This is a genomic window from Methanocalculus chunghsingensis (assembly GCF_018132105.1).
Taxonomy (GTDB): domain Archaea; phylum Halobacteriota; class Methanomicrobia; order Methanomicrobiales; family Methanocorpusculaceae; genus Methanocalculus; species Methanocalculus chunghsingensis.
The window spans coordinates 185,413-205,104 of sequence record NZ_JWHL01000003.1 but is presented as its reverse complement, the minus strand read 5'-3'; the positions used below and the strand labels follow the sequence as shown (position 1 = coordinate 205,104).

General features: G+C 49.6%; 20 protein-coding genes. 11 read left to right on the top strand and 9 right to left on the bottom strand.

All coding sequences use genetic code 11. From position 1 onward, the window contains the following. The first annotated feature begins 22 nt into the window (after positions 1-22). Genes RJ53_RS03890 through RJ53_RS03875 form a run of 4 tightly spaced genes read left to right on the top strand, consistent with a single transcriptional unit; the run spans position 23 to position 4,508 of the window. Positions 23-655 carry a hypothetical protein gene (locus RJ53_RS03890; RefSeq protein ID WP_211530306.1) on the top strand — a complete coding sequence of 211 codons (633 nt, stop codon included), beginning with the start codon at positions 23-25 and terminating at the stop codon, positions 653-655. Next, positions 652-2,607 carry a type II/IV secretion system ATPase subunit gene (locus RJ53_RS03885; RefSeq protein WP_211530305.1) on the top strand — a complete coding sequence of 652 codons (1,956 nt, stop codon included), beginning with the start codon at positions 652-654 and terminating at the stop codon, positions 2,605-2,607. Before RJ53_RS03890 ends, RJ53_RS03885 begins: the two co-directional genes overlap by 4 nt. After that, complete coding sequence (locus RJ53_RS03880) at positions 2,594-3,517, top strand: type II secretion system F family protein (protein ID WP_211530304.1); 924 nt, start codon at positions 2,594-2,596, stop codon at positions 3,515-3,517. Before RJ53_RS03885 ends, RJ53_RS03880 begins: the two co-directional genes overlap by 14 nt. 1 nt (position 3,518) lies before the next feature. Then, on the top strand, positions 3,519-4,508 hold the full coding sequence (locus tag RJ53_RS03875) for a type II secretion system F family protein (protein ID WP_211530303.1): 990 nt from the start codon (positions 3,519-3,521) through the stop codon (positions 4,506-4,508). Between the two features lie 41 nt (positions 4,509-4,549). Here RJ53_RS03875 and yciH read toward each other — a convergent pair whose 3' ends face one another. After that, on the bottom strand, positions 4,550-4,855 hold the full coding sequence (gene yciH, locus RJ53_RS03870) for a stress response translation initiation inhibitor YciH (protein ID WP_211530302.1): 306 nt from the start codon (positions 4,853-4,855) through the stop codon (positions 4,550-4,552). A gap of 110 nt (positions 4,856-4,965) precedes the next feature. Here yciH and RJ53_RS03865 point away from each other — a divergent pair, with 110 nt between their 5' ends. Together RJ53_RS03865 and RJ53_RS03860 are read left to right on the top strand one after the other, a co-directional pair. Next, a complete protein-coding gene (locus tag RJ53_RS03865) occupies positions 4,966-6,420 on the top strand; it encodes a cobyric acid synthase (protein ID WP_211530301.1) in 1,455 nt (484 codons plus the stop codon). Then, complete coding sequence (locus RJ53_RS03860) at positions 6,417-6,761, top strand: type II secretion system protein E (RefSeq protein WP_211530300.1); 345 nt, start codon at positions 6,417-6,419, stop codon at positions 6,759-6,761. The genes RJ53_RS03865 and RJ53_RS03860 overlap by 4 nt, the downstream gene beginning before the upstream one ends. Before the next feature lie 4 nt (positions 6,762-6,765). On the opposite strand, the gene RJ53_RS03855 is transcribed toward RJ53_RS03860, so the two are convergent. Together RJ53_RS03855 and RJ53_RS03850 are read right to left on the bottom strand one after the other, a co-directional pair. Further along, complete coding sequence (locus tag RJ53_RS03855; protein ID WP_211530299.1) at positions 6,766-7,032, bottom strand: hypothetical protein; 267 nt, start codon at positions 7,030-7,032, stop codon at positions 6,766-6,768. Then, positions 7,025-7,510 (bottom strand): YkgJ family cysteine cluster protein, encoded by a 486-nt coding sequence (locus RJ53_RS03850; protein WP_211530298.1) that lies wholly within the window; start codon positions 7,508-7,510, stop codon positions 7,025-7,027. Before RJ53_RS03850 ends, RJ53_RS03855 begins: the two co-directional genes overlap by 8 nt. A gap of 86 nt (positions 7,511-7,596) precedes the next feature. Here RJ53_RS03850 and RJ53_RS03845 point away from each other — a divergent pair, with 86 nt between their 5' ends. Beyond that, on the top strand, positions 7,597-8,775 hold the full coding sequence (locus tag RJ53_RS03845) for a sugar phosphate nucleotidyltransferase (RefSeq protein WP_211530297.1): 1,179 nt from the start codon (positions 7,597-7,599) through the stop codon (positions 8,773-8,775). A 10-nt stretch (positions 8,776-8,785) separates the two neighbouring features. Here RJ53_RS03845 and RJ53_RS03840 read toward each other — a convergent pair whose 3' ends face one another. From RJ53_RS03840 to RJ53_RS03825, 4 genes are all read right to left on the bottom strand, one after another. Next, on the bottom strand, positions 8,786-9,571 hold the full coding sequence (locus RJ53_RS03840; RefSeq protein ID WP_211530296.1) for a CBS pair associated ParBc domain-containing protein: 786 nt from the start codon (positions 9,569-9,571) through the stop codon (positions 8,786-8,788). A gap of 54 nt (positions 9,572-9,625) precedes the next feature. Beyond that, a complete protein-coding gene (locus RJ53_RS03835) occupies positions 9,626-10,108 on the bottom strand; it encodes an Hsp20/alpha crystallin family protein (protein WP_211530295.1) in 483 nt (160 codons plus the stop codon). Positions 10,109-10,183: 75 nt separating this feature from the next. Further along, entirely contained in the window at positions 10,184-10,984 is an 801-nt protein-coding gene (locus tag RJ53_RS03830; RefSeq protein ID WP_211530294.1) for an ATP-binding response regulator, read from the bottom strand. Beyond that, complete coding sequence (locus tag RJ53_RS03825) at positions 10,985-11,962, bottom strand: PstS family phosphate ABC transporter substrate-binding protein (protein WP_246495980.1); 978 nt, start codon at positions 11,960-11,962, stop codon at positions 10,985-10,987. Between the two features lie 351 nt (positions 11,963-12,313). On the opposite strand from RJ53_RS03825, the gene RJ53_RS03820 reads away from it, so the two are divergent. Genes RJ53_RS03820 through RJ53_RS03805 form a run of 4 tightly spaced genes read left to right on the top strand, consistent with a single transcriptional unit; the run spans position 12,314 to position 18,113 of the window. Beyond that, a complete protein-coding gene (locus tag RJ53_RS03820; RefSeq protein WP_211530292.1) occupies positions 12,314-15,412 on the top strand; it encodes a PAS domain S-box protein in 3,099 nt (1,032 codons plus the stop codon). Between the two features lie 36 nt (positions 15,413-15,448). Next, positions 15,449-15,787, top strand: coding sequence for an STAS domain-containing protein (locus RJ53_RS03815; RefSeq protein ID WP_211530291.1), 339 nt, complete (start codon positions 15,449-15,451; stop codon positions 15,785-15,787). A 1-nt stretch (position 15,788) separates the two neighbouring features. Continuing rightward, the gene (locus tag RJ53_RS03810) at positions 15,789-17,411 is read left to right on the top strand and encodes an MBL fold metallo-hydrolase (protein WP_211530290.1); all 1,623 of its coding nucleotides are present in this window, start codon (positions 15,789-15,791) and stop codon (positions 17,409-17,411) included. A 21-nt stretch (positions 17,412-17,432) separates the two neighbouring features. Continuing rightward, positions 17,433-18,113 (top strand): PEGA domain-containing protein, encoded by a 681-nt coding sequence (locus RJ53_RS03805; protein WP_211530289.1) that lies wholly within the window; start codon positions 17,433-17,435, stop codon positions 18,111-18,113. Here RJ53_RS03805 and RJ53_RS03800 read toward each other — a convergent pair. Together RJ53_RS03800 and RJ53_RS03795 are read right to left on the bottom strand one after the other, a co-directional pair. Next, positions 18,097-19,215, bottom strand: a complete 1,119-nt coding sequence (locus tag RJ53_RS03800; protein ID WP_211530288.1) for a 3-isopropylmalate dehydrogenase — start codon at positions 19,213-19,215, stop codon at positions 18,097-18,099. The two genes, RJ53_RS03805 and RJ53_RS03800, sit on opposite strands and share 17 nt — an antisense overlap. Continuing rightward, positions 19,203-19,691, bottom strand: coding sequence for a 3-isopropylmalate dehydratase small subunit (locus RJ53_RS03795; protein WP_211530287.1), 489 nt, complete (start codon positions 19,689-19,691; stop codon positions 19,203-19,205). The genes RJ53_RS03800 and RJ53_RS03795 overlap by 13 nt, the downstream gene beginning before the upstream one ends. Position 19,692 lies beyond the last annotated feature (1 nt).

Here is a 19,692-nt window from a genome sequence, read left to right as displayed (position 1 = left end):
CATATTGAATTTTGGAGAACCTATGGATAAAGAGGAGGAGAGAGCTATTACCATCGGGAAATTGCAGGAGAATATGAAAAGAACCCTCCAGTATTGCTTACAAGAGGCATTCGATAACAAATTGACCGCAGATATCCGTTGTGAGGAGGGCGGGATGAGCGCCTCTGTCATCACCATCTCCGGAGAACCGGGTGGAGCAGAATATACCGATGCAGCGGGTACAATATTTGGCGATACTGCGATACTGCGATTCCCGGCAGATGGCATCTTCACCTGCAATCCCCTTACTCTTCAGCAGGCAGAAGAACGCTCCGGAAGAGCAAGAATCTTTAACCCTGCACGCCTCTCCGTTCATACAAAGACTGATTTAGAGACAGATATCAAGACAGAGGCCAATGCCGGTATCGGAAGACTGACGATACAGATGAAGACAACGGGATCACTCCCCCAGGATCTTCGTATCGAACTTTGGAACAATAGCCGGATCTGTGCAACGGACACAACAGATCAAAGAGGAGAAGCAACCTTCAAACTCCTTTCTGGAAGATATGAATGCCGGGTACGTGACGGTATAAAGCTCATCTCCCGATCCATCATAGACTTCCCGGGTGGAGATCTCAAATCAATAGTATTGATTCCGGGAGATGGGCAATGAGTGATGAAGGGAGGGGATGGAGATCTCTTTTCAGAAAGAGAACAAAAGATCCAGTCGTTTCCAAGGATCCCCTTGATACAATGGACGAACTTGAAGGGCTTCTTGACGAACTTGTTGCATCCACCCACATTGAGAAAGAAAAGAATATAGACGAAAGAGCGGGTTCTGATCGGTATCCGGAAGCCGGATTTCAGGATACTGCAAATAATAAAGATCTCCCGGTGAAGAAAAAAACCCTTACCGCACATCCACTCCCTCTGGAAGAGGTGATAATTGAGAATGCATCACCTCACACTCCATCAGCATCTCCGGAGCAGCGGGCGCCAGAAAAGATAGAGGAAACCGCGATAAAAACGAATGAAAAAAAGAGAAAGTTCCTTGATCTCTTCTCGATCCGCCACTCTGAGCATGAGGAGTACTCCCCTGAGAAACATGGTCCACTGGTCGATTTATCCTATAAACCATCTCCTGGAATTGAAGAGGTGGAACTATACCCGGTTCAGCCTCCCTATGCCTACATACGGATACTGTACGATATCGTCTCGCATGAGTACACCTATCAGGTTATTGAGCCAATCCTGACAGAGGGTGAAGAGGATTTTTATAACGAGATAAAAAGCAGGCTCTTTGAGACGCTTGATATCAGTACCCGGGGTCTTTCAAGAAGTGAGACGAGGGATATCCTTCGACAAGCCTGTCGGGGGATCATTGCAGATTATGAGATCCGTCTTGATCCTGCAGAGGAGGAGAAGATCCTCTACAGAATGGATCGTGAGTTCCTCGGGGATGCCCTCATCGATCCGGTCATGCATGACCCGTTCATCGAGGATATCTCCTGTGACGGGTTAATGACACCGATATTTGTCTATCACACACGCTACGAATCGATGAAGACGACCCTCACATATAAGGATTCAACAGAGCTCGACTCTTTTGTGACAAAGCTTGCCCAGAGAGCAGGGAAGTATATCTCCATCGCTGAGCCGATCCTGGATGCAACGATGTCCGACGGATCACGCATCCAGATGACCCTTGGAACAGAAGTGACTGCACATGGATCCACATTTACCATCAGAAAGTTCCGGGAAGAGCCGATCACTCCGACCGATCTCATCGAGTGGAAGACATTCTCATCTCTTTCCATTGCATTCCTCTGGCTTGCCGTCGAGAGCGGGAAGTCATGCCTCTTCGCCGGAGGTACTGCATCAGGGAAGACAACCTCGCTCAATGCAATATCACTCTTCATGCCCCCGCTTGCCAAGATCATCACCCTCGAAGATACCCGGGAGCTGAAACTACCACACCCTAACTGGATCCCAAGTATTACACGGGACTCCTTCGATACCGGAGGACGGGGTGAGATCGACCTCTATGAGCTTCTCAGAGCAGCACTGAGGCAGAGGCCCGAGTATCTCCTCGTCGGAGAGGTACGGGGACGGGAGGCACTCACCCTCTTTCAGGCGATGAGTACAGGGCATATCACGTACTCAACTGTCCATGCCGATTCTGTTGCCAGTGTCGTCCACCGCCTTGAGAACCCACCGATGAATGTTCCACGAAATATGCTCTCCGCACTCAACCTTGTATCTGTCCAGGTGCAGGCACGGGTAGGAGGTCAGAGGATCAGAAGAAACAAACAGATCATTGAAGTTCTTGATATTGATCCACGAACAAATGAGCTGATTACAAATGAGGTCTTCAGATGGAAACCCTCAAGCGATGAGATTACCTATCTTGGAAAATCCTTCATCCTTGAGGATATCATGGAGGAGCGTGGATGGAACGATGAAAGGATGCAGGAGGAGCTGAAAAGGCGGCAGGAAGTGCTTGAATGGATGCGGGTGCGCAAGATCCGGCATTATCGTGATGTCTCTGCCATCCTTATGGATTACTTCCGCAATCCGGAGGACGTTATCAGACGAGTGAGAAGAGATCTCTATGAACAGCTATGAGAGATTCTGTTTCAATCTCCTTGGCGCGAGGATGAAGGAGAAACGTTTAAGCCATGGCGAACTCCTTGGAAGCCTTATATCAGCACGGCACAGGGTGCCATTTGAGGTGTATCTCTCAACCGCAACCATCACCTCTATTCTTGCCGGCCTTGCTGGCGCCATCATTGCAGGTATCTGCACCTATCTCTTCAGACTGCCCGACCTGATCAGGTACCAGGGAACACTTCCGGGATTCTTCTATGAGTATGCAGAATATCGCTTAATCGCAGGCACGATCATCATCACGATCCTCTCTCTCATCATCATCGGGGGATTCACCTACCTCTTCTTCCTCCTCTATCCATCCATTATTGCAGGAGAGAGGAGGCGAAAGATCGATACAACCCTCCCGCATGCTATTAATTATATCACTGCAATGTCAACGGCGGGAATTACCCCGGCAGAAATCTTCCGTCTCCTTGGAGAATCCCCGGTCTATGGAGAGAGTTCAACCGAAGCCAGGCATATCGCACGTGAGATAGATCTCTTTGGCCGCGATCTCATCGATGCGCTCAGAGTTGTCTCGACGACAACACCGAGTGAACGGTTAAAAGAGTTCCTTCAGGGTGCAATGGGTGCAATAACCAGCGGAAGTAATCTGACGGATTATTTTAAACAGAAAGCGAATCAGTATGCAATTGAAAACCGCCATGAACAGAAAGCATTTCTTGAGACACTCGGACTCATCTCCGAGTCCTATGTAACAGCCCTCGTTGCCGGAACGCTCTTCCTTGTCATCCTCCAGTCCGTCATGTCGATGCTCTCCGGGACGAGTAACCCGCTTTTCCTCTATGTGATCATCTACCTGATCATGCCATTTGGCAGTGTGATGTTCCTTGTGATGATAAGTTCGATGACACCGGAGGTCTGAGATGAGGGATCTTCTTCGAAGGAACAGGAACCAGACAGAAGATTCGCCCGATATCGTGATCAGAAAGAGAATCGAAGAGAGACGCGCACGGGAACAGGGATTTTCGGGATTCATCCGCCATCCTCTCCGTTCACTCATTGAACACCCGCTCCACAGTCTCTACCTTACTGTCCCGGTTGCAGTGGCATTATCCTTCATCTGGGTCCTGATCAGTATCCAGCGATATGGAACAGAGATAGTATTTGGAACCACAATCATTGATGACGTTCTTATCGTCGCACTTCTCCTCATCATCACGCCCCTCTCCATCCTTGACTTCTTTGAAGACAGACGTCAGAGAAACCTCGAAGCAGCTCTTCCAAACTTCTTCCGGGATCTTGCAGGAATGAACGAATCAGGGATGACGCTCCCTGGTGCCGTTAATCTCGTCGCTCAGGCAGAATATGGGGCTCTGACCAGGCATATACGGAGGCTTGATCAGGAGATGTCATGGAATGTTCCATTCGTCGAGGCAATATTCCGGTTTGGTGAGCAGATACGAACCCCGCTTGCAACACGTAGTGTCGATCTCATCGCAAAAGCAAGTAAGGCGGGGGGAGACATCTCAAATGTCCTTCGTGCCGCGGCTATCGACACCTATGAGTTTGTCAGCCTCAAGACAGAACGGCTCAATAATATGTTCATCTATATCGTCATCATCATCATCTCATTCTTCGTCTATATGTTCGTCATCGGCGTCCTGACAAGTACGTTCCTTGAGACGATGGCGGCAGCGGGTGAGTCAGCCCAGGCATCAGGTGCAGGCGCAGGCTTCATGGCAGCGATTGATATCGACTTTTACAAACGTATATTCTCCCATGCCGTCATCCTGCAGGGATTCTTCTCCGGTCTTGTCGCAGGGCAGATGGGTGAAGGAAGAGCGCTTGCCGGATTAAAGTTCTCCGCAGTTATGGTCTTTATCGGCTGGATGGTCTTCCGGTTTCTCATCTAGAGAGTTAATACCCGGAATAGGTTAAAAAAAGCGGTAGCAGGTTAATTTATATTATCAATCTTATACCCCTTCTGCGAGAGGAGAGCCTTCACCCTGTCACGGTGATTTCCCTGCAACTCGATGGTATTCCCTTTAACAGTTCCTCCACAGGCAAGTTTGCCTTTCAGGAACTTGGAGAGATCTTCAAGATCAATCTCATATGGATCAAGTCCATCAACGACGGTTACTTCCTTACCGTACCGACGCCGGTTGATCTTGACGAGGATCCTCTGCTGTTCCTTCGCAACCTCTTCACAGATACACAGTTCCTTTGGAAGTCCACATTTTGGGCATATGCCACTGTTCATTAACCATTACTGGACGTTCATCTCTATTTAGTGTATCCGGTAAATCAGAGATCCCGGGCCTCAATAATGACTCCTCTTTTTATCTTCATAGAAAGAGTACGTATGGAAATATGTCGCTTCTCGTGCTTGGAACCGCTTCCCACGTCGGAAAGAGTATAACGGTTGCTGGTATATGCCGTGCGCTCTCTGACCGTGGATATACAGTCACGCCCTTTAAAGCGCAGAATATGAGCCTAAACTCATACGTCACCGGAGATGGGGCAGAGATCGGAATCGCACAGGCGATGCAGGCGACCGCAGCACGGCGTGAGCCCTCGGCAGATATGAATCCGATCCTCCTTAAGCCCAAGGGCGAAAGCATTTCACAGGTGATTGTCCTTGGAAAGCCCTTTAAGGATCTGCCCATCAGGGAATATTATCGGGAGACCGATGCGCTCCTTGAGATAGCCGTATCTGCGTATGAGCGACTCTATGACGAGACAGGCTCTGTCATATGTGAAGGGGCAGGGGGTGCGGCAGAGCTGAACCTCTATGACAGGGATATCGCCAATATACGGCTTGCAGATCGTCTGAAAATCCCAATTATCCTCGTTGCCGATATCGAGAGGGGAGGGGTCTTTGCCCAGCTCTATGGAACGATGGAACTCCTGCCACCGAATATCCGGAGACTCGTCGCTGGCGTGATTATAAATAAATTCAGAGGTGATCCCGGGATATTCGAATCCGGCATCGGGATGATTGAAGATATATGCGGAGTTCCGGTCCTTGGTCTTGTCCCGTATACAGATCTCCAGCTTCCAAGCGAGGATTCCCTCTCATTGAATGATAAACGCGCGTCATCTTCACCGATAAGGATTGCAATCATCCACCTTCCGAGAATTTCAAATTTCACAGACTTTGAGTCACTTGAGCGAGGCGCATCCGTTGAATATGTCAGGCCGGGGAAGTCACTTGAGCCATATGACTGCGTCATCATTCCGGGTACAAAAAATTCTGTTGAGGATCTGGAGATCCTCAGAGAGAAGGGAACTATTCAGGAGATAAAGAGAGCACATGAACGAGGCATTCCGGTGATTGGAATCTGTGGAGGATACCAGATGCTTGGAGAGCTTATCATCGATGATGCAATAGAGTCAGACAATGCAAGAGTTTATAATGGAATTGGCCTTCTACCTGTTGAGACAAGATTTTCTGAATACAAAAAGACAACGATTCAGGTTACCCGGCGGGCAGAACCCATTGGCCCTATCCTCTCCGGCATCGGAGAAGTGAGAGGGTATGAGATCCATATGGGTGAAACCAGGCGAAAAGGTGGAAATGAAGCCTTTTTTGGAGAAGGGGCATCCAGTGATGACGGAATGGTCTTTGGGACATATCTTCATGGTCTCTTCCAGAACAGGAGTGCGGTTCTCGCCCTTCTCACATATCTGTATGAGAGAAAGGGATTATCATATTCCGAAGAGATACACATCGATCCCTACGAACAGCTCGCCCGCCATTTTGAGAAGCACCTCGATATGGAAGCGATCATCGCACTGAACAACGGGGATGGTGGTATGCAATGACAACACGGATGTCATTTACACTGGAGAGTAAACTGTCAGATCAGATCGAACAGTTTGCACAGGAGATGAGGGTCGATCGAAATGAAGCGATTCTCAGGCTTATTGAAGCAGGGATCATAAAATATTCCGAAGAGAAGGGATTCATTCCGATACAGCAGGAGAGAGATTTTCAGGAGGTGAAAGTGATCAAAGGCTCCATTGATGACCTGACAGCGACGGTTAGCGACCTGAAGAAAGAGATCAGGGTTATTCACCATATCCTTGATCTCAAGCATCAGAAGGAGAGCAGACCTATTCAGAAGGAAACCCGCCGCTGGTGGGAGTTCTGGAAAGGTATTTGATCAGTCAGCTGATGATCGACATAATACTCCGAAAGCCTTCTCCCTGTGTATCGTCACACCAGACCCTTGTCACAGATCTGAGGTCAACCTCATCTGAAGCCTCACTCCTCGAACAGTACGCACGGGCGGGCGAAACCACCTTCTTCCCACCTGTCTCGAAATGTGTTGAGTGAACACAGAAGCGGCATCGATCAAGTGTCACAGACTTCTCCGGCAGGCAGGCAACCAGGCCGTTCTCAACGACCAGAACCCTCACATGGAGATCATGCATAATAAACGACCTCATACCCATCTTTTTGTAATGCTTCCTGAACCTGCTGCTTCCAGACTGCGTCATCAGACCCCCCGTACAAGGCAACGAGCTCTGACCACCGTCTCAACAGATCCGGATCATCAGTTCTGATATCCCGTCGCCCCTTCATCTCACCACATATGACAGAATCACGCCCGATTCTTCCGGTACAGCAGACATAGTCGCGGCAGAACCGGGGGCGTGATCCATGGATAGTACAAATAATCCTCTCTTCATCTTCCTTTCTCAAAAAAGGGCATGCATGTGGATGATCTCTGAAATATGACCGATCCTTCAGAAGATCAGATCTCCCGGGATCCGGAATGGCACGGAATGTCTCCTTCGTCAGGGTCAGCGTGCACCGGTAGGTATTGCCAGTCTGTTGATCGATTCTGATATATCTTCCAAATCCGTTGCAGCATCGCCCGCAGAGGGTGCAGGAAAACTCCGACTCCATACCATTCCTCTCTGGCTCTGGCAAGATAAGAGTATGGCAGGTCAAAACACTACCTATTAACTGGAAATGATGACTATCTCATTATCATGAAAGTCTGTATCATGTGCGGGGGGGAGGGGACCCGTCTCCGCCCATTGACCTTTGAGAGGCCTAAACCGACGATCCCTATCGGAGGCGTTCCCTCTATCCAGCATCTGGTCATTCATCTCGCCAACCTTGGGTTTACTGATATCGTCATCACTCTTGGTTATCTTGGGGACCGGATCCGGGAGGCCCTGGGTGATGGATCGCTCTACTCTGCAGAGATCACCTATGTCGAGGAGGAGACGAAACTCGGAACAGCCGGATCGGTAAAAAATGCACAGGAGTACCTTGAAGGAACGCCCTTTCTTGTCGTCGGAGGAGATCATGTTACTGACATTAACCTCCTTGAGTTTTATCGTGAGCACAAAAAAAACGGAGCTATCACCTCAATTGGGCTGATAAGCATCGATGATCCGAGTGAATATGGGATTGCAGAGCTTGATGCAACCTTCACCATCCGCAGGTTCAAAGAGAAACCGGCGCCCGGCGAGATCTTCTCCAACCTCGCAAGCACAGGAATGTATGTCTGCAATTCTGAAGTCTTTGATTACATTCCCACAGGCAGAAAGTTTGATTTTGCACGGGATCTCTTCCCTGCCCTGATGAATGATGGGAAGACCATCAAAGGCTGGCTTGCCAGAGGAAACTGGACCGATGTCGGATCTCCATCCATGCTCAGGCAGGCGGAACGCTGGAAACTGGCTGATGTGGGTGTGACAACAATCAAGGGGACCCTCTCTGTCAGGGATGCACAGATCACAGGACCGGTCCGGTTCGGCGATGCCATCTCTCTTGGTGCACGATCACGCATCATAGGGCCCGTCTCTATCGGGGAGGGAGCAAAGATTGGAGAGGATGTCATCATCGGCCCCTATACATCCATCGGGGATCACTGTGAGATCTCGAATGGTTCGAAGATCTTCTCTTCATCAATATACTCAGGAGTGACAATCGGGACAGGGTCAACCATCAGCGGGAGTATCATCGATAATAGTGTCGTCATCGGAGAGGATTGTTCGATTGAGAATGACACCGTTATCGGTCCCCGTGCCGTTATAGGGGAGGGTGTCGTTATTCATTCACGAACCCGGCTCTGGCCGGAGGTGACAATTCAACCAGGGACAGTGGTAAAAGAGTACGTATTAAATGATGCATATGACACCCGGCATGAGGGGTCATAAACCCCTGCGTTCAGCTATGTGGCACGAGCCGGTGCGTGATAGCAACGAGTGGGTGCCGGGCATAGTCCAGAACCGCGATATCATCGAGTGAGTGGAGCTTCATGTTGTTTGCGGTCCTTTCCAGGCCAAGCTCGATATCCTCGGTTATATCAATGATATATGCCTCCAGATGTCTGATGCCGAGACGCTTGGCAGCAACTGCCCGGTGGTGACCATCCACCATAATCAGCTTCCCCGGCTGCCTGACGACAATGACCGGTTCGGCAAGACCTTTTCTGATCTCGTACATCCTTCCCTCAAGCTCATCCTGATAGATCTTCGCCTGGGTCGGACGGAGTTTTTCGACAGGGATCAACCCGCGATCAAGGGTTGGTTCGATCCCGTACAGCTTGGTGAGGGTCTTCATAAAGTTGAAGACCTTCTCCGGGGATACGTGCTCGATCTGGGAGCGGATAACATCAGCATTTGAGATGATCCCGACGAGTTCGTCGTTCTCGTCGATCACCGGGAGTTTCTGAATCCCTGAGCGGAAGATAACCCGTGCCGCATCGGTGATGCACATCTCGGGATCGGCAACGATCAGGTGGCGAGACATGATCTGGTCGATCCGGGTTGAAGGATGGACCCCGATGATATCCCGTGCGGAGATATATCCGACAACCTTCTTCCCCCGGACGACAGGAAAGCCGTCATGATGGGTTGATCTGATATGGGCTATGACATCCTTTACCGTCCCAGCCGCCTCGACCGTCACGACGTCGTAGGTCATATAGTCACTGACCTTCTTCTTCTCCATTACTATTGATATTCCCACAAAACACCATCAAAGCATCGGTCTTCAAAAAAGGTGTCAGTTGACAGGGATTGTCCTTCCTGTCTCCTTCTCGGTCAAACGTAACCGTATCTCGAGAACCCCGTTTTTAAAGGATGCCTGTGCACTCTCCTCATCAACATCGCCTGGGAGGCGGACGAGACGGCGCATCGACCCATACACACGCTCCCTCATAAAGTAGTTCTCCTCTTCTTCCTTCTTCTCTTCACGTCGTTCTGTTGAGATCTCAAGTGTCCGTGGATCATGCAGCCGGACGTTGACGTTCTCCTTCTCAATCCCCGGGAGATCGGCGACGACAACAACGTCACCCTCATGCTCGCAGACATCAACCCGGAACTCGCCTTTGACAGCCGGGAGAAGGCGATCTGCCGCTCCCCCCTCAGGGAGCAGCGTCCTGCCTCCGGAGAAGAGATCCTGGAAACGGGTCTCCATCTCTCCCATCATCTCATCTATCTCATGGCCAAGTGAGCCAAATGGATATCTTCGCCTACGCCATACCATAGTGTTTACCTCCAATACCACACAGAGGGTGTGGTTAACCTCCGGTTAGGATATAAAAACATATATATTTTATTATCATTCGTGAGTAACTGCTTTCTTTGCTATCGGGTACCCGGTCCTGATCCTCTCCTCCATCCTCAGGATATACCCCACATGAACCCCCCGCGAATTTCTTCGTGCCTTAACGGTGAGATGAACCGGGCGCTTCCGCCCACCAGAACTGCATACGAGAATATCGTGGCTTGTTCCAATAGCAATACTCTCCCTGATGAGATCCCAGAGGGGCGGGATCCGGGCGCGTGAAACAGACGGTTCATAATCGAGTACGTCATGAATATGCCGATAGAATACCTCCCTGTGAGAGAGATGAATTAAATGTTCCGTATAAGGATTGATGAAGAGGCACCGACCATTCGTATCGAGGAAGATGATACCTTCATCAAGATGAAGAAGTTCCCTGAGACGGCGCTTCTTCAGACCAATACGGTCTGAGAGCATTTCAAAGGAGTTCAGGGCAATCTCAATTGTACTATAAAGCTCACAGTCACTGAAGGGCTTTGTGAGGTACCCAAATGGCTGGGCATGTTTGGCCCGTTGAATGAAATCACCCCCTGAATGACCGGTGCTGAAGATAACAGGTATCGAAAAGAACTGGAAGATATACATAGCAGCGGCGATACCATCACACTCGCCATCAAGCCCGATATCCATCAGGACGAGATCCGGATGCTTCTCAACCACCTGCATTATCGCCTCCTCTCCGCTTCGGGCAGTGCCGCAGATTGAATAGCCATGTTTCACAAGCATGATACTGAGCACTTCTGTGATCAGCGGATCATCTTCAACGACCAGTATGTTTGTTTTGTCACCTGTCATTTACATCACCAGTTCATCAATCTCATTCATGGAGAAGTAGCCTATTTCATTAAAATACCGCCTGGCATCAGAGGATCTGGCAAAATCTATGAATGCCATGACCTCATCGTCAGGATTTTGTTCAGTCACATATGCAAGAGGACGTGTCAACCCAGGGACGTACCTCAGGGTTTCATCTCTCATCTCGCCAGAGCGAAATTCATTGAGGATAGCCTTCCGAACCAGAGAGAGATCACGGGGTACTGCCTCCTGACTTCCCTTATCAACGATCCTGAGAATCTTCACCCCGGGATCATGTTCGGCATAGCCAAAGTCAACAAAACCTATGGCTCCGATATGCTCTTTCACAACCCTCAGAACCCCGGCGTTTCCATCCATAGCCATCTGGATGACAGGGCCGGAAGCGCTTGTGTCATGGGCATATAAGGCCGAGTCCACATCCTTGGACCCTGGAAAGAGCCATTCTGCAAATACCTCTTCTGTTCCTGAATGATCCTTTCTCTGGACAACAACCCTGATATTTCGTATATTGCCCATATTCGAGATATGATCATCCTGATCGTTATAGAGGAGGAGAAGGTCTTCGAAGGTGATCATAGAACCCGGATAGTCAAGGCTGGCAATGACGACAATGCCGGATCCTCCAATCTGATGAACACGGAGATCGGGATAGAGGAGAAACTCTTCGTCCTTAACAGAGCGTGATGTCGCACCGATCTCAATCTCTCCGGTTCCTGCCCTTCGAATACCTGCCCCTGATCCTCCCCCTTCAACGATAATCTGATGATTCTGGTGCGATCTCATGTATACTGAGGCAAGAATTTCGGAGACAGGTTGCACGGTCGTCGATCCTGCAATGACGATTGGCAATCTCCCCCTGCCATCCTGAAGAGATGATGACGGTATATCATCATCCTGATTCAACCAGAGGAGAAAACCTGCAAAAATTATACAAGCACCGGCCAGCAGTGCAACCATGATGACTATCCATACCCCATTGCCACCCCGAAAGACCATTACATCATCCCCCCTCATGTAACCAGATTCCTGGTCAACAGATACCATTCAATTAAGATAGCATATCTTCTCCCTCATGAGAATACGCTCATATCAGAGGGAGCTATAGCAGATAGAGCAGTATAGAGAGGAGAGAGATCTCGTATGCATGTATACATCCTATAACGAAAATTGAAGCATTTTTAACCGGAAATATGGATAATGGTTCACCAGACGGCTAATAGTAAAAGAACTCCTTTCTCAAAGAGCCTCAGTTTAGAATTCGGCAAAATGCAGAATGGTCTCAATCGACTCCTGCCATCCTCACTACGGATGAGGACGCTCCTATCCACGGGAGTCTCCTTTCTTGCGATGACAGTCCTCCTCTTCATCTCTTCACAGATTATCGTCATGGAAGGGTTCACCACCCTTGAATCAGATGCCACCATTCAAAATATTGAGCGTGCAGAGAACGCCATACATGGAGAGGTAAGGAAACTGGAGGCTATCGCTTTCTCCTGGGCGAGTGCTGAGGAGACAAATACATTCATGGAGACAAGAGATTATGGCTATTTCCAATCAGCATTTCCCGATGAGAAATTTACGGGATCGAATATTAATATTATCCTTTTTGTTAATACAGAAGGCGACATATTAAATCATAAATATATCAATCTCGACTATGGCCATGTGATGCCAACACCACGAAGTCTCCTTAACCAGATAACGGAGCAGGATCTGAATGGATATAATGGCATTATCGTCCTCGAATCAGGCCCGATGCTGATCGCATCACGCAAGGCGACACGATATTCCGGAGAAGATGCCAATGGCCATATTCTTGTTGGACGGTACCTCGATACCGGGCTGATGAATACCCTCTCGCAACAGACAGAACTCATAATCTCAGCCTACGAAAACCATGATCCCTACATTCCATCGGATATTCGGGAAGTCCAAAGGGATCTCTCGGAGACAGGTATGAGACTGGTCAGGCCGTTGAGTGAGGATGTGGTAGCCGGATATACCCTCATTCCGGATATTAACGGAAACCCGGCACTCCTGCTGAAGGCTGAAATGCCACGGGATATATTCAAGAATGGTCAGGCCGCTATCCAGTACTCACTCCTCTCATTGATCCTCCTTGGGATACTCTGCGGCGCAGTCACAATGGGAATTATGGAGAAGACCGTACTCTCCCGCCTGAGCCTTCTGAATGCAAAGATTACTTCAATACACGAGAAAGATTCTCTCAATACGAGGATAGACTTTGATGGAGAGGATGAAATTGCTCAGGTTGCTGGATCGGTCAACAGAATGCTTGATTCTCTCGAGATGTCACAGAGTATGTTACGACAGAGTGAAGAACGCTTTCGTCAACTCTTTAATGACGCTCATGATATCTTCTTCACTACAGACAGGAAGGGTATCATCACAAGTGCCAATCGTATGACAGAAATATTAACCGGATACTCCAAAGAAGAGATCATCGGCCTATCTCTTCAGTCTCTCATAGGGGGAAATGCACTCAGGGATAATCATTCATCCGGGGAAATATACGGGATGCAGCAAGGGGAGTACAGCCATTCTTTTGAGACAACTATTGTAAATCTCAATGGAGAGGAATGCGTTATCGACATCCATATCCAGCCTCGATTCATCGAAGGGAAGGTAATCGGACTCTTTGGAATTGCCCGCGATATCACTGAGAAGAGGAGAGCTGAACTGGAATTACAGAGGTATAAGAACCACCTTGAAGAGCTTGTAACAGAACGGACCGCGGAACTTTCAAAAATGAATGACCACCTCCTCACTGAAATAGATCTCCGCAGAACAGCTGAGAAAGCTGAAGGAGTCCTTAAAGAACGTCTCGCCGTCACATTATCCTCAATTACCGATGCAGTCATCACAATTGACAATAATGGAACAATACTCCTCGTAAATAAGCCAGCTACCGATCTCATCAGACGACCGGAAGAAGAGATTGTCGGATCCTTCATCAGTACTGTTTTTGTTCTATCAGGGGATGCGGCGGTTATATCAGCTGATCTCCTTGCCAGAAGAGCAATGGATGAGAATAAACCAATCAAGGTATCCAAAGGGGTATACCTGGAAGAGTCCGGTACACCTGGAAGGCCAATAGAGATCTCTGCTTCACCAATTCGGAATCAGAATGGCAGAGCAACCGGAAGTGTGATTGTTATCAGTGATATTACCGATCGAAAGCGGTATGAAGAGGAGTCGATCCGGATGGAGAAGCTGGAGTCGATCGGGCTTCTCGCTGGGGGAATCGCACATGATTTTAATAATATCCTCACCGCCATCACCGGAAACCTGATGATTGCCCGAATGGGGCTGCCGGATGATGCACCTGCATCCGAGCGGATTGAGCGTGCCGAGGAGGCGACGCTCCGGGCACGTGATATGACACGGCAGTTGATCACATTCGCAAAAGGCGGCGCCCCGGTGAAGGAAACAGCAGATATCTCTGAGCTTATCAGAGAGACAGCAGATTTTGTGCTGAGGGGGACAGGAGCCAGACCGGAGATTCAGATCGATCAGGATCTCTGGTCCGTCGATGTTGATTGCGGCCAGATCTCTCAGGTGATCAGTAACCTTGTTATCAATGCAAATCAGGCAATGGAGAAAGGAGGCGTTATAACCATTCGAGCAATGAATAAAACCTTTTCTGAAGATTTCTCATCTTCGGACGGGAGTGACAGCATACTCATCACCATAACAGATCAGGGAACAGGGATCAGCCAGGAGAACCTTACGAAGATCTTTGATCCCTACTTCACCACAAAGAAGGTTGGCAACGGTCTTGGTCTGGCATCATGCCTCTCAATCATTCAACGGCATGGAGGAACAATAACGGTTGATTCTGAAGTAGGCGTCGGAACAACCTTCACAATCTCCCTTCCTGCCTCTAAAAAAGTTGTGCCCTCAAATACATGCGAATATATTGATGAAGATACATCGGGTGGATTGATTCTTGTGATGGATGATGATGAAGCGATCCTTGATATTACAGAAACAATTCTGACGAAACAAGGCTATACGGTCATCACCGCCCGTGACGGTAATGAGGCGGTACAGCTGTATCGGGATTCCACCGGAAATGGTCAGGTATATGATGCAGTGATCATGGATCTCACGATTCCCGGTGGAATGGGAGGGAAAGAGACCATAGAGATACTTAAAAAAGAATTTCCGGATATCTGTGCAGTTGTCTCCTCAGGATATTCCGATGATCCTGTTATGTCCTCATATCAGGAGTATGGATTCTCGGCGGTCCTTCCAAAACCATACAGAGGCCGTGATCTCCTCTGTCTTTTGCAGAGAGTACTTGAGGAGAAACGAGAGGGAAAGAGAAAAGCAGGCAGCCTCAGCATGCCGGAGATGCTCACCGACGATGATATTTTTTTTTAGTTTCAGAGCACAAGAGATACTATCAGGAGAGCAGAGATGGAAATTACTACAACAGAGATAGAAAATATCCAAATCATCAAAATATCGGGCAGAATCGACTCTTCAACCGCCCCGGATGCTGAAGAGACACTCCGGGGATATGCTCAGAGTGAGGAGGGGCCGGTTATCATCGATGGGAGTGAACTGAAGTACATCAGCAGCGGTGGCCTTCGCGTCCTGCTCACAATCGAAAAAGAGATAGCAAAGGAGGGGCGACATATCATCCTCTGCTCACTCCGCCCGGATGTGGAGAAGATCTTCAGGCTGACCGGCTTTTCATCCATCTTTTCCATCCACCCCTCCATCGATGCGGCTGTAGCCCATCTCCGGGGATAGTATGGAGTCACACCGCTGGAACAGGATTCCCGGATGTGACAATATATCCATCTATCCTATTATCCGGAAGATCGATACAGTCTCATCAAATTCTTTTCTACTCGCATCAGACACAGAGTGTATCCTCCTTGACCCTGGTGGCCTGGCAACCCAGACAGACGAGATCCTCTCCGTCATCAGAGGGAAGAAGGAAGAGGGATGTATGCTGGAGAGAATTCTTCTGACACACACCCATATTGATCACTCCTTCTCCCTCCTCCATAACGATGAGCTGAGGGGATATGCAGACAGGGTATGTACGCATATATCCGGTGCCGAGGTCCTCCGGACCGGCGACACGGGCATCAGCCAGGCAGCACTCCTGGGACGGGAGATGCATCCCTGCACCATCGGCATGCCCCTCTTCCTTGAAGAGGGAGATACGGCAGGATGCGGCCTGAAGGAAGAGGAGATCTCGTTTACCGATGAGATGTCGATCCTCGCCTACCATACCCCGGGACATAGCCCTGACAGTATATGCTACCGTCTCGGCAACAACCTCTTCATCGGAGATACGCTCTTCATCGGGGCGCCGGGTGTGGCAGGTTCCGTTGGCTGGTCAAAAAATGACTGTATTTCGTCACTTCATGGTTTGATGAGGCTGATAAAAAATGAAGGGATCACCTCCTGCCTCTCCGGCCATGGAGATCCCATCCCTGCATCTTCAGCAATGACCAGTATCGCAAGGATCGTGGATGATGTCGAAAAAATCGATAATATCGCCACGATCACCCCTGAATGGGCACGCACCACCGCAACCTTCGGCAATGATCTGATGGCGGAGATGGACAAAACCCTGACCATCATCTCAGGACGGATCACCTTCATCTCCCATATGCTTGAGGAGCTCGAGGAGGAGGATGAAGCAGACAGGATCGATCGAATCATCGAGATATCAGCAATCGATGATCTCCTCACCCGGTACCATGACTTCTCGGAGGCATATAGAAAGGGCGAACACAGGGATATCCAGCTTGCCCAGAAAGCAGCTCAGATCGCAGGCAAGCTGAACCGGATGGTCGATCGGGGAAACCTCGGAACGATCATCGATCCCATTCTCCTTGAGCATCTGACAAGCCTCATCAATGATTACATGACCGTCTTTCGTGGATACCAGCCGGTTGCTACCCTCTCCACATGCAATCCAAACGCTATCTACGCAGAAGTGATGCGTTCCTTCACAGGAGAGAGAGATCCCGGAAACCTCCTTGCAGCCGAATCGGGGGAGGAGTTTCTGGCGGCGATGATCCGCGAGATGGGAACGATCCGTGTTGTACAACAGGGCTATCTCACCATACAATCGGAGGAAGCATCCCTTGATGTCGTGATGGACAAAAGACGGTTCAGAAGGGCGATGCAGAGGCTCATTGAGGAGACGGCGGCATCCGGGTGCGACGGTATGGAGATCGCCATCACCTCACCTGATCGCAGCCAGGTGACCATAACCTGTACACCGGATCGCCCGGTTCTCGATGAACAGACGATCCGGTACTTCATCCAGGCATTCTTACTGACAGGAGGCAGCATCAGAGAGACGAAGGACAGGATCACCATCACCTATCCTTCCCAACGAAGCATTATTTAGATCAATACCATTACAGAACGTATGCACATCAATACGTCCATCCTGATCGCGGCAGTTCTGGTCTCTCTCCTCCTCTTTATCTCACCCGCCCATGCAGCAGATACGGGATCGATTGAGATCATCTCAGACCCTGACAACGTCGAGGTCTATATCACGAACCAGTTTCGTGGCTATACACCCATTACGATCAGCGATCTCAGGCCTGGATTGACCAGGATCTCCCTGAAAAAGCCAAATTACCAGAACTGGGACGGGGTCGCCTACATAATACCGGGTTCAACCGCCCGGCTTGAACCAACACTTGTACCTATGGGAACTCTTTTCCGAAATACCGGGAACATCGTCATCACCACGCACCCGGAAGCAGTAGTGTTGCAGAATCAGAACTATGCCGGAGTGGCAGATGAAAAAGGAAGCCTCATTATTGCACAGACAGACCTCGGCCTCCACCTGATAACGATAGAAAAAGAGGGATATTACAGTTATCAGGAGTACGCTATCGTTACCTCAGGGCAGACGACCGGTGTGGTAATAGAACTCACACCACTCACCACTCCGGTACCTGCCGCACCAGTCCCGACTCCTGATATGCGGGTATCACCTCTTCCGACACCACCGGAGCAGAGTGCGCCGACCCCTGCGATCATCATCGCAGGGATCATCGCAGCCTCTCTGACAGCAGGATTTATGCGCCGGTTCTGATCTGTTTTGCAATCCAGTCGCCGACACTGCTCGTCGACTGGCTTCCACCCATATCTTTTGTGACATGGCCGGCAAGAATCGATGATTCGATTCCTTTGAGGACGGCATCAGCAGCTTCTTTCTCCCCGATATTCTCAAGCAGGAGTGCGCCAGCCCAGATCGTCGCAAGCGGATTGGCAATATTCATCCCTTTGTACTTCGGAGCAGAGCCATGAATCGGTTCAAACATTGAGATTCCATCAGGATTGATGTTTCCACCGGGTGCGAGACCAAGACCGCCCTGGATCATCGCTCCAAGGTCAGTGATGATATCTCCAAACATATTCGGCGTGACGACAACATCGAACCATTCAGGATTCTTCACAAACCACATCGTCACCGCATCAACGAAGGTGAAATCGGTTTTGACATCAGGATATCTGCCCGCAACCGAGGTGAAGACCTCACGCCAGAGACCGTAGATATCGGATAGGACATTGGCCTTATCCACCGACGTGCAGCTCTTATCCCTCTCCTGGGCCCGGTCAAAGGCATAATTGATGACCCGTTCCGCACCCTCCCGGGTAATAAGGCCAATCTGATAGGCGACCTCCGTCGCATCACTCTCAACATCGATGCCGAACTTGATCGAGTAGAGGTTGCGGATCACCTCAAGGCTCGTCTTCTCAGATCCCGTAAACCGTGATCCGATGCCGACATAGAAGTCCTCAGTATTCTCCCTGACAACAAGGAAATCAATATCCTCCGGCTTCTTGTTGGCAAGAGGTGTTGTGACGCCATCCAGAAGCTTGATCGGACGGAGGTTGATATACTGGTCAAAATGGAACCGGAGGGCAAGAAGGATACCCTTCTCAATAATTCCAGGTTTGACACGATCATCACCTAATGCACCAAAATAGATCGAATCACAGGTTTCAAGACCGGTGATATCTTCCTCAGTCAGAAGTTCCCCGGTCCTGAGATACCGCTCCGATCCAATATCAAAATTGACCCAGTCGATATCAAAGTTGAACCGTTCCCCTGCGGCATCCAGTACTGTTACTCCTGCATCAATGATCTCAGGCCCGATTCCATCTCCATCTATACGTGCTACTCTGTGCATGTCTTCACCTCCGGGTGCGCCCGTGCATAGGCAACGAGGCCCCCCGCCTGAATAATTTCAAGAAGGAATTCCGGAACAGGATCGATCGGGTATCGCTTCCCGGCCGACTCAATGTATCCTTCATCCGTATGTACAATCAGTTCTGCGCCATCTTTAATAGCCCCGGCATCTTCACAAACAAGAGGAAGAAGTCCGGTATTGATAGCGTTTCGATAAAATATCCTTGCAAACGACTCTGCGACGATCACCCGGACCCCGGCACCACGGATAGCAAGCGGGGCATGCTCGCGGGATGATCCGCAGCCAAAGTTCCGTCCGCCGACGATGATATCCCCATCATCTGCCTCCTTTGAAAATTCATCGCGGGTTCCCTCAAACGCATATGATGCAAGCTCTTTTTCATCATAGATTGTCAGAAAACGACCCGGTATGATTGCATCCGTATCGATATCGTTGCCAAATTTCCAGACACGCATC

Coding starts and splice junctions, on each gene's coding strand:
- RJ53_RS03845 (WP_211530297.1), top strand. CDS start 7,597: ATGAAAGTCTGTATCATGTGCGGGGGGGAGGGGACCCGTCTCCGCCCA.
- RJ53_RS03850 (WP_211530298.1), bottom strand. CDS start 7,510: ATGGAGTCGGAGTTTTCCTGCACCCTCTGCGGGCGATGCTGCAACGGA.
- RJ53_RS03800 (WP_211530288.1), bottom strand. CDS start 19,215: ATGCACAGAGTAGCACGTATAGATGGAGATGGAATCGGGCCTGAGATC.
- RJ53_RS03805 (WP_211530289.1), top strand. CDS start 17,433: ATGCACATCAATACGTCCATCCTGATCGCGGCAGTTCTGGTCTCTCTC.
- RJ53_RS03820 (WP_211530292.1), top strand. CDS start 12,314: ATGAGGACGCTCCTATCCACGGGAGTCTCCTTTCTTGCGATGACAGTC.
- RJ53_RS03860 (WP_211530300.1), top strand. CDS start 6,417: ATGACAACACGGATGTCATTTACACTGGAGAGTAAACTGTCAGATCAG.
- RJ53_RS03890 (WP_211530306.1), top strand. CDS start 23: ATGGATAAAGAGGAGGAGAGAGCTATTACCATCGGGAAATTGCAGGAG.
- RJ53_RS03840 (WP_211530296.1), bottom strand. CDS start 9,571: ATGGAGAAGAAGAAGGTCAGTGACTATATGACCTACGACGTCGTGACG.
- RJ53_RS03825 (WP_246495980.1), bottom strand. CDS start 11,962: ATGGTTGCACTGCTGGCCGGTGCTTGTATAATTTTTGCAGGTTTTCTC.
- RJ53_RS03855 (WP_211530299.1), bottom strand. CDS start 7,032: ATGCATGATCTCCATGTGAGGGTTCTGGTCGTTGAGAACGGCCTGGTT.
- RJ53_RS03875 (WP_211530303.1), top strand. CDS start 3,519: ATGAGGGATCTTCTTCGAAGGAACAGGAACCAGACAGAAGATTCGCCC.
- RJ53_RS03885 (WP_211530305.1), top strand. CDS start 652: ATGAGTGATGAAGGGAGGGGATGGAGATCTCTTTTCAGAAAGAGAACA.
- RJ53_RS03835 (WP_211530295.1), bottom strand. CDS start 10,108: ATGGTATGGCGTAGGCGAAGATATCCATTTGGCTCACTTGGCCATGAG.
- RJ53_RS03880 (WP_211530304.1), top strand. CDS start 2,594: ATGAACAGCTATGAGAGATTCTGTTTCAATCTCCTTGGCGCGAGGATG.
- RJ53_RS03810 (WP_211530290.1), top strand. CDS start 15,789: ATGGAGTCACACCGCTGGAACAGGATTCCCGGATGTGACAATATATCC.
- RJ53_RS03865 (WP_211530301.1), top strand. CDS start 4,966: ATGTCGCTTCTCGTGCTTGGAACCGCTTCCCACGTCGGAAAGAGTATA.
- RJ53_RS03795 (WP_211530287.1), bottom strand. CDS start 19,691: ATGCGTGTCTGGAAATTTGGCAACGATATCGATACGGATGCAATCATA.
- RJ53_RS03830 (WP_211530294.1), bottom strand. CDS start 10,984: ATGACAGGTGACAAAACAAACATACTGGTCGTTGAAGATGATCCGCTG.
- RJ53_RS03815 (WP_211530291.1), top strand. CDS start 15,449: ATGGAAATTACTACAACAGAGATAGAAAATATCCAAATCATCAAAATA.
- yciH (WP_211530302.1), bottom strand. CDS start 4,855: ATGAACAGTGGCATATGCCCAAAATGTGGACTTCCAAAGGAACTGTGT.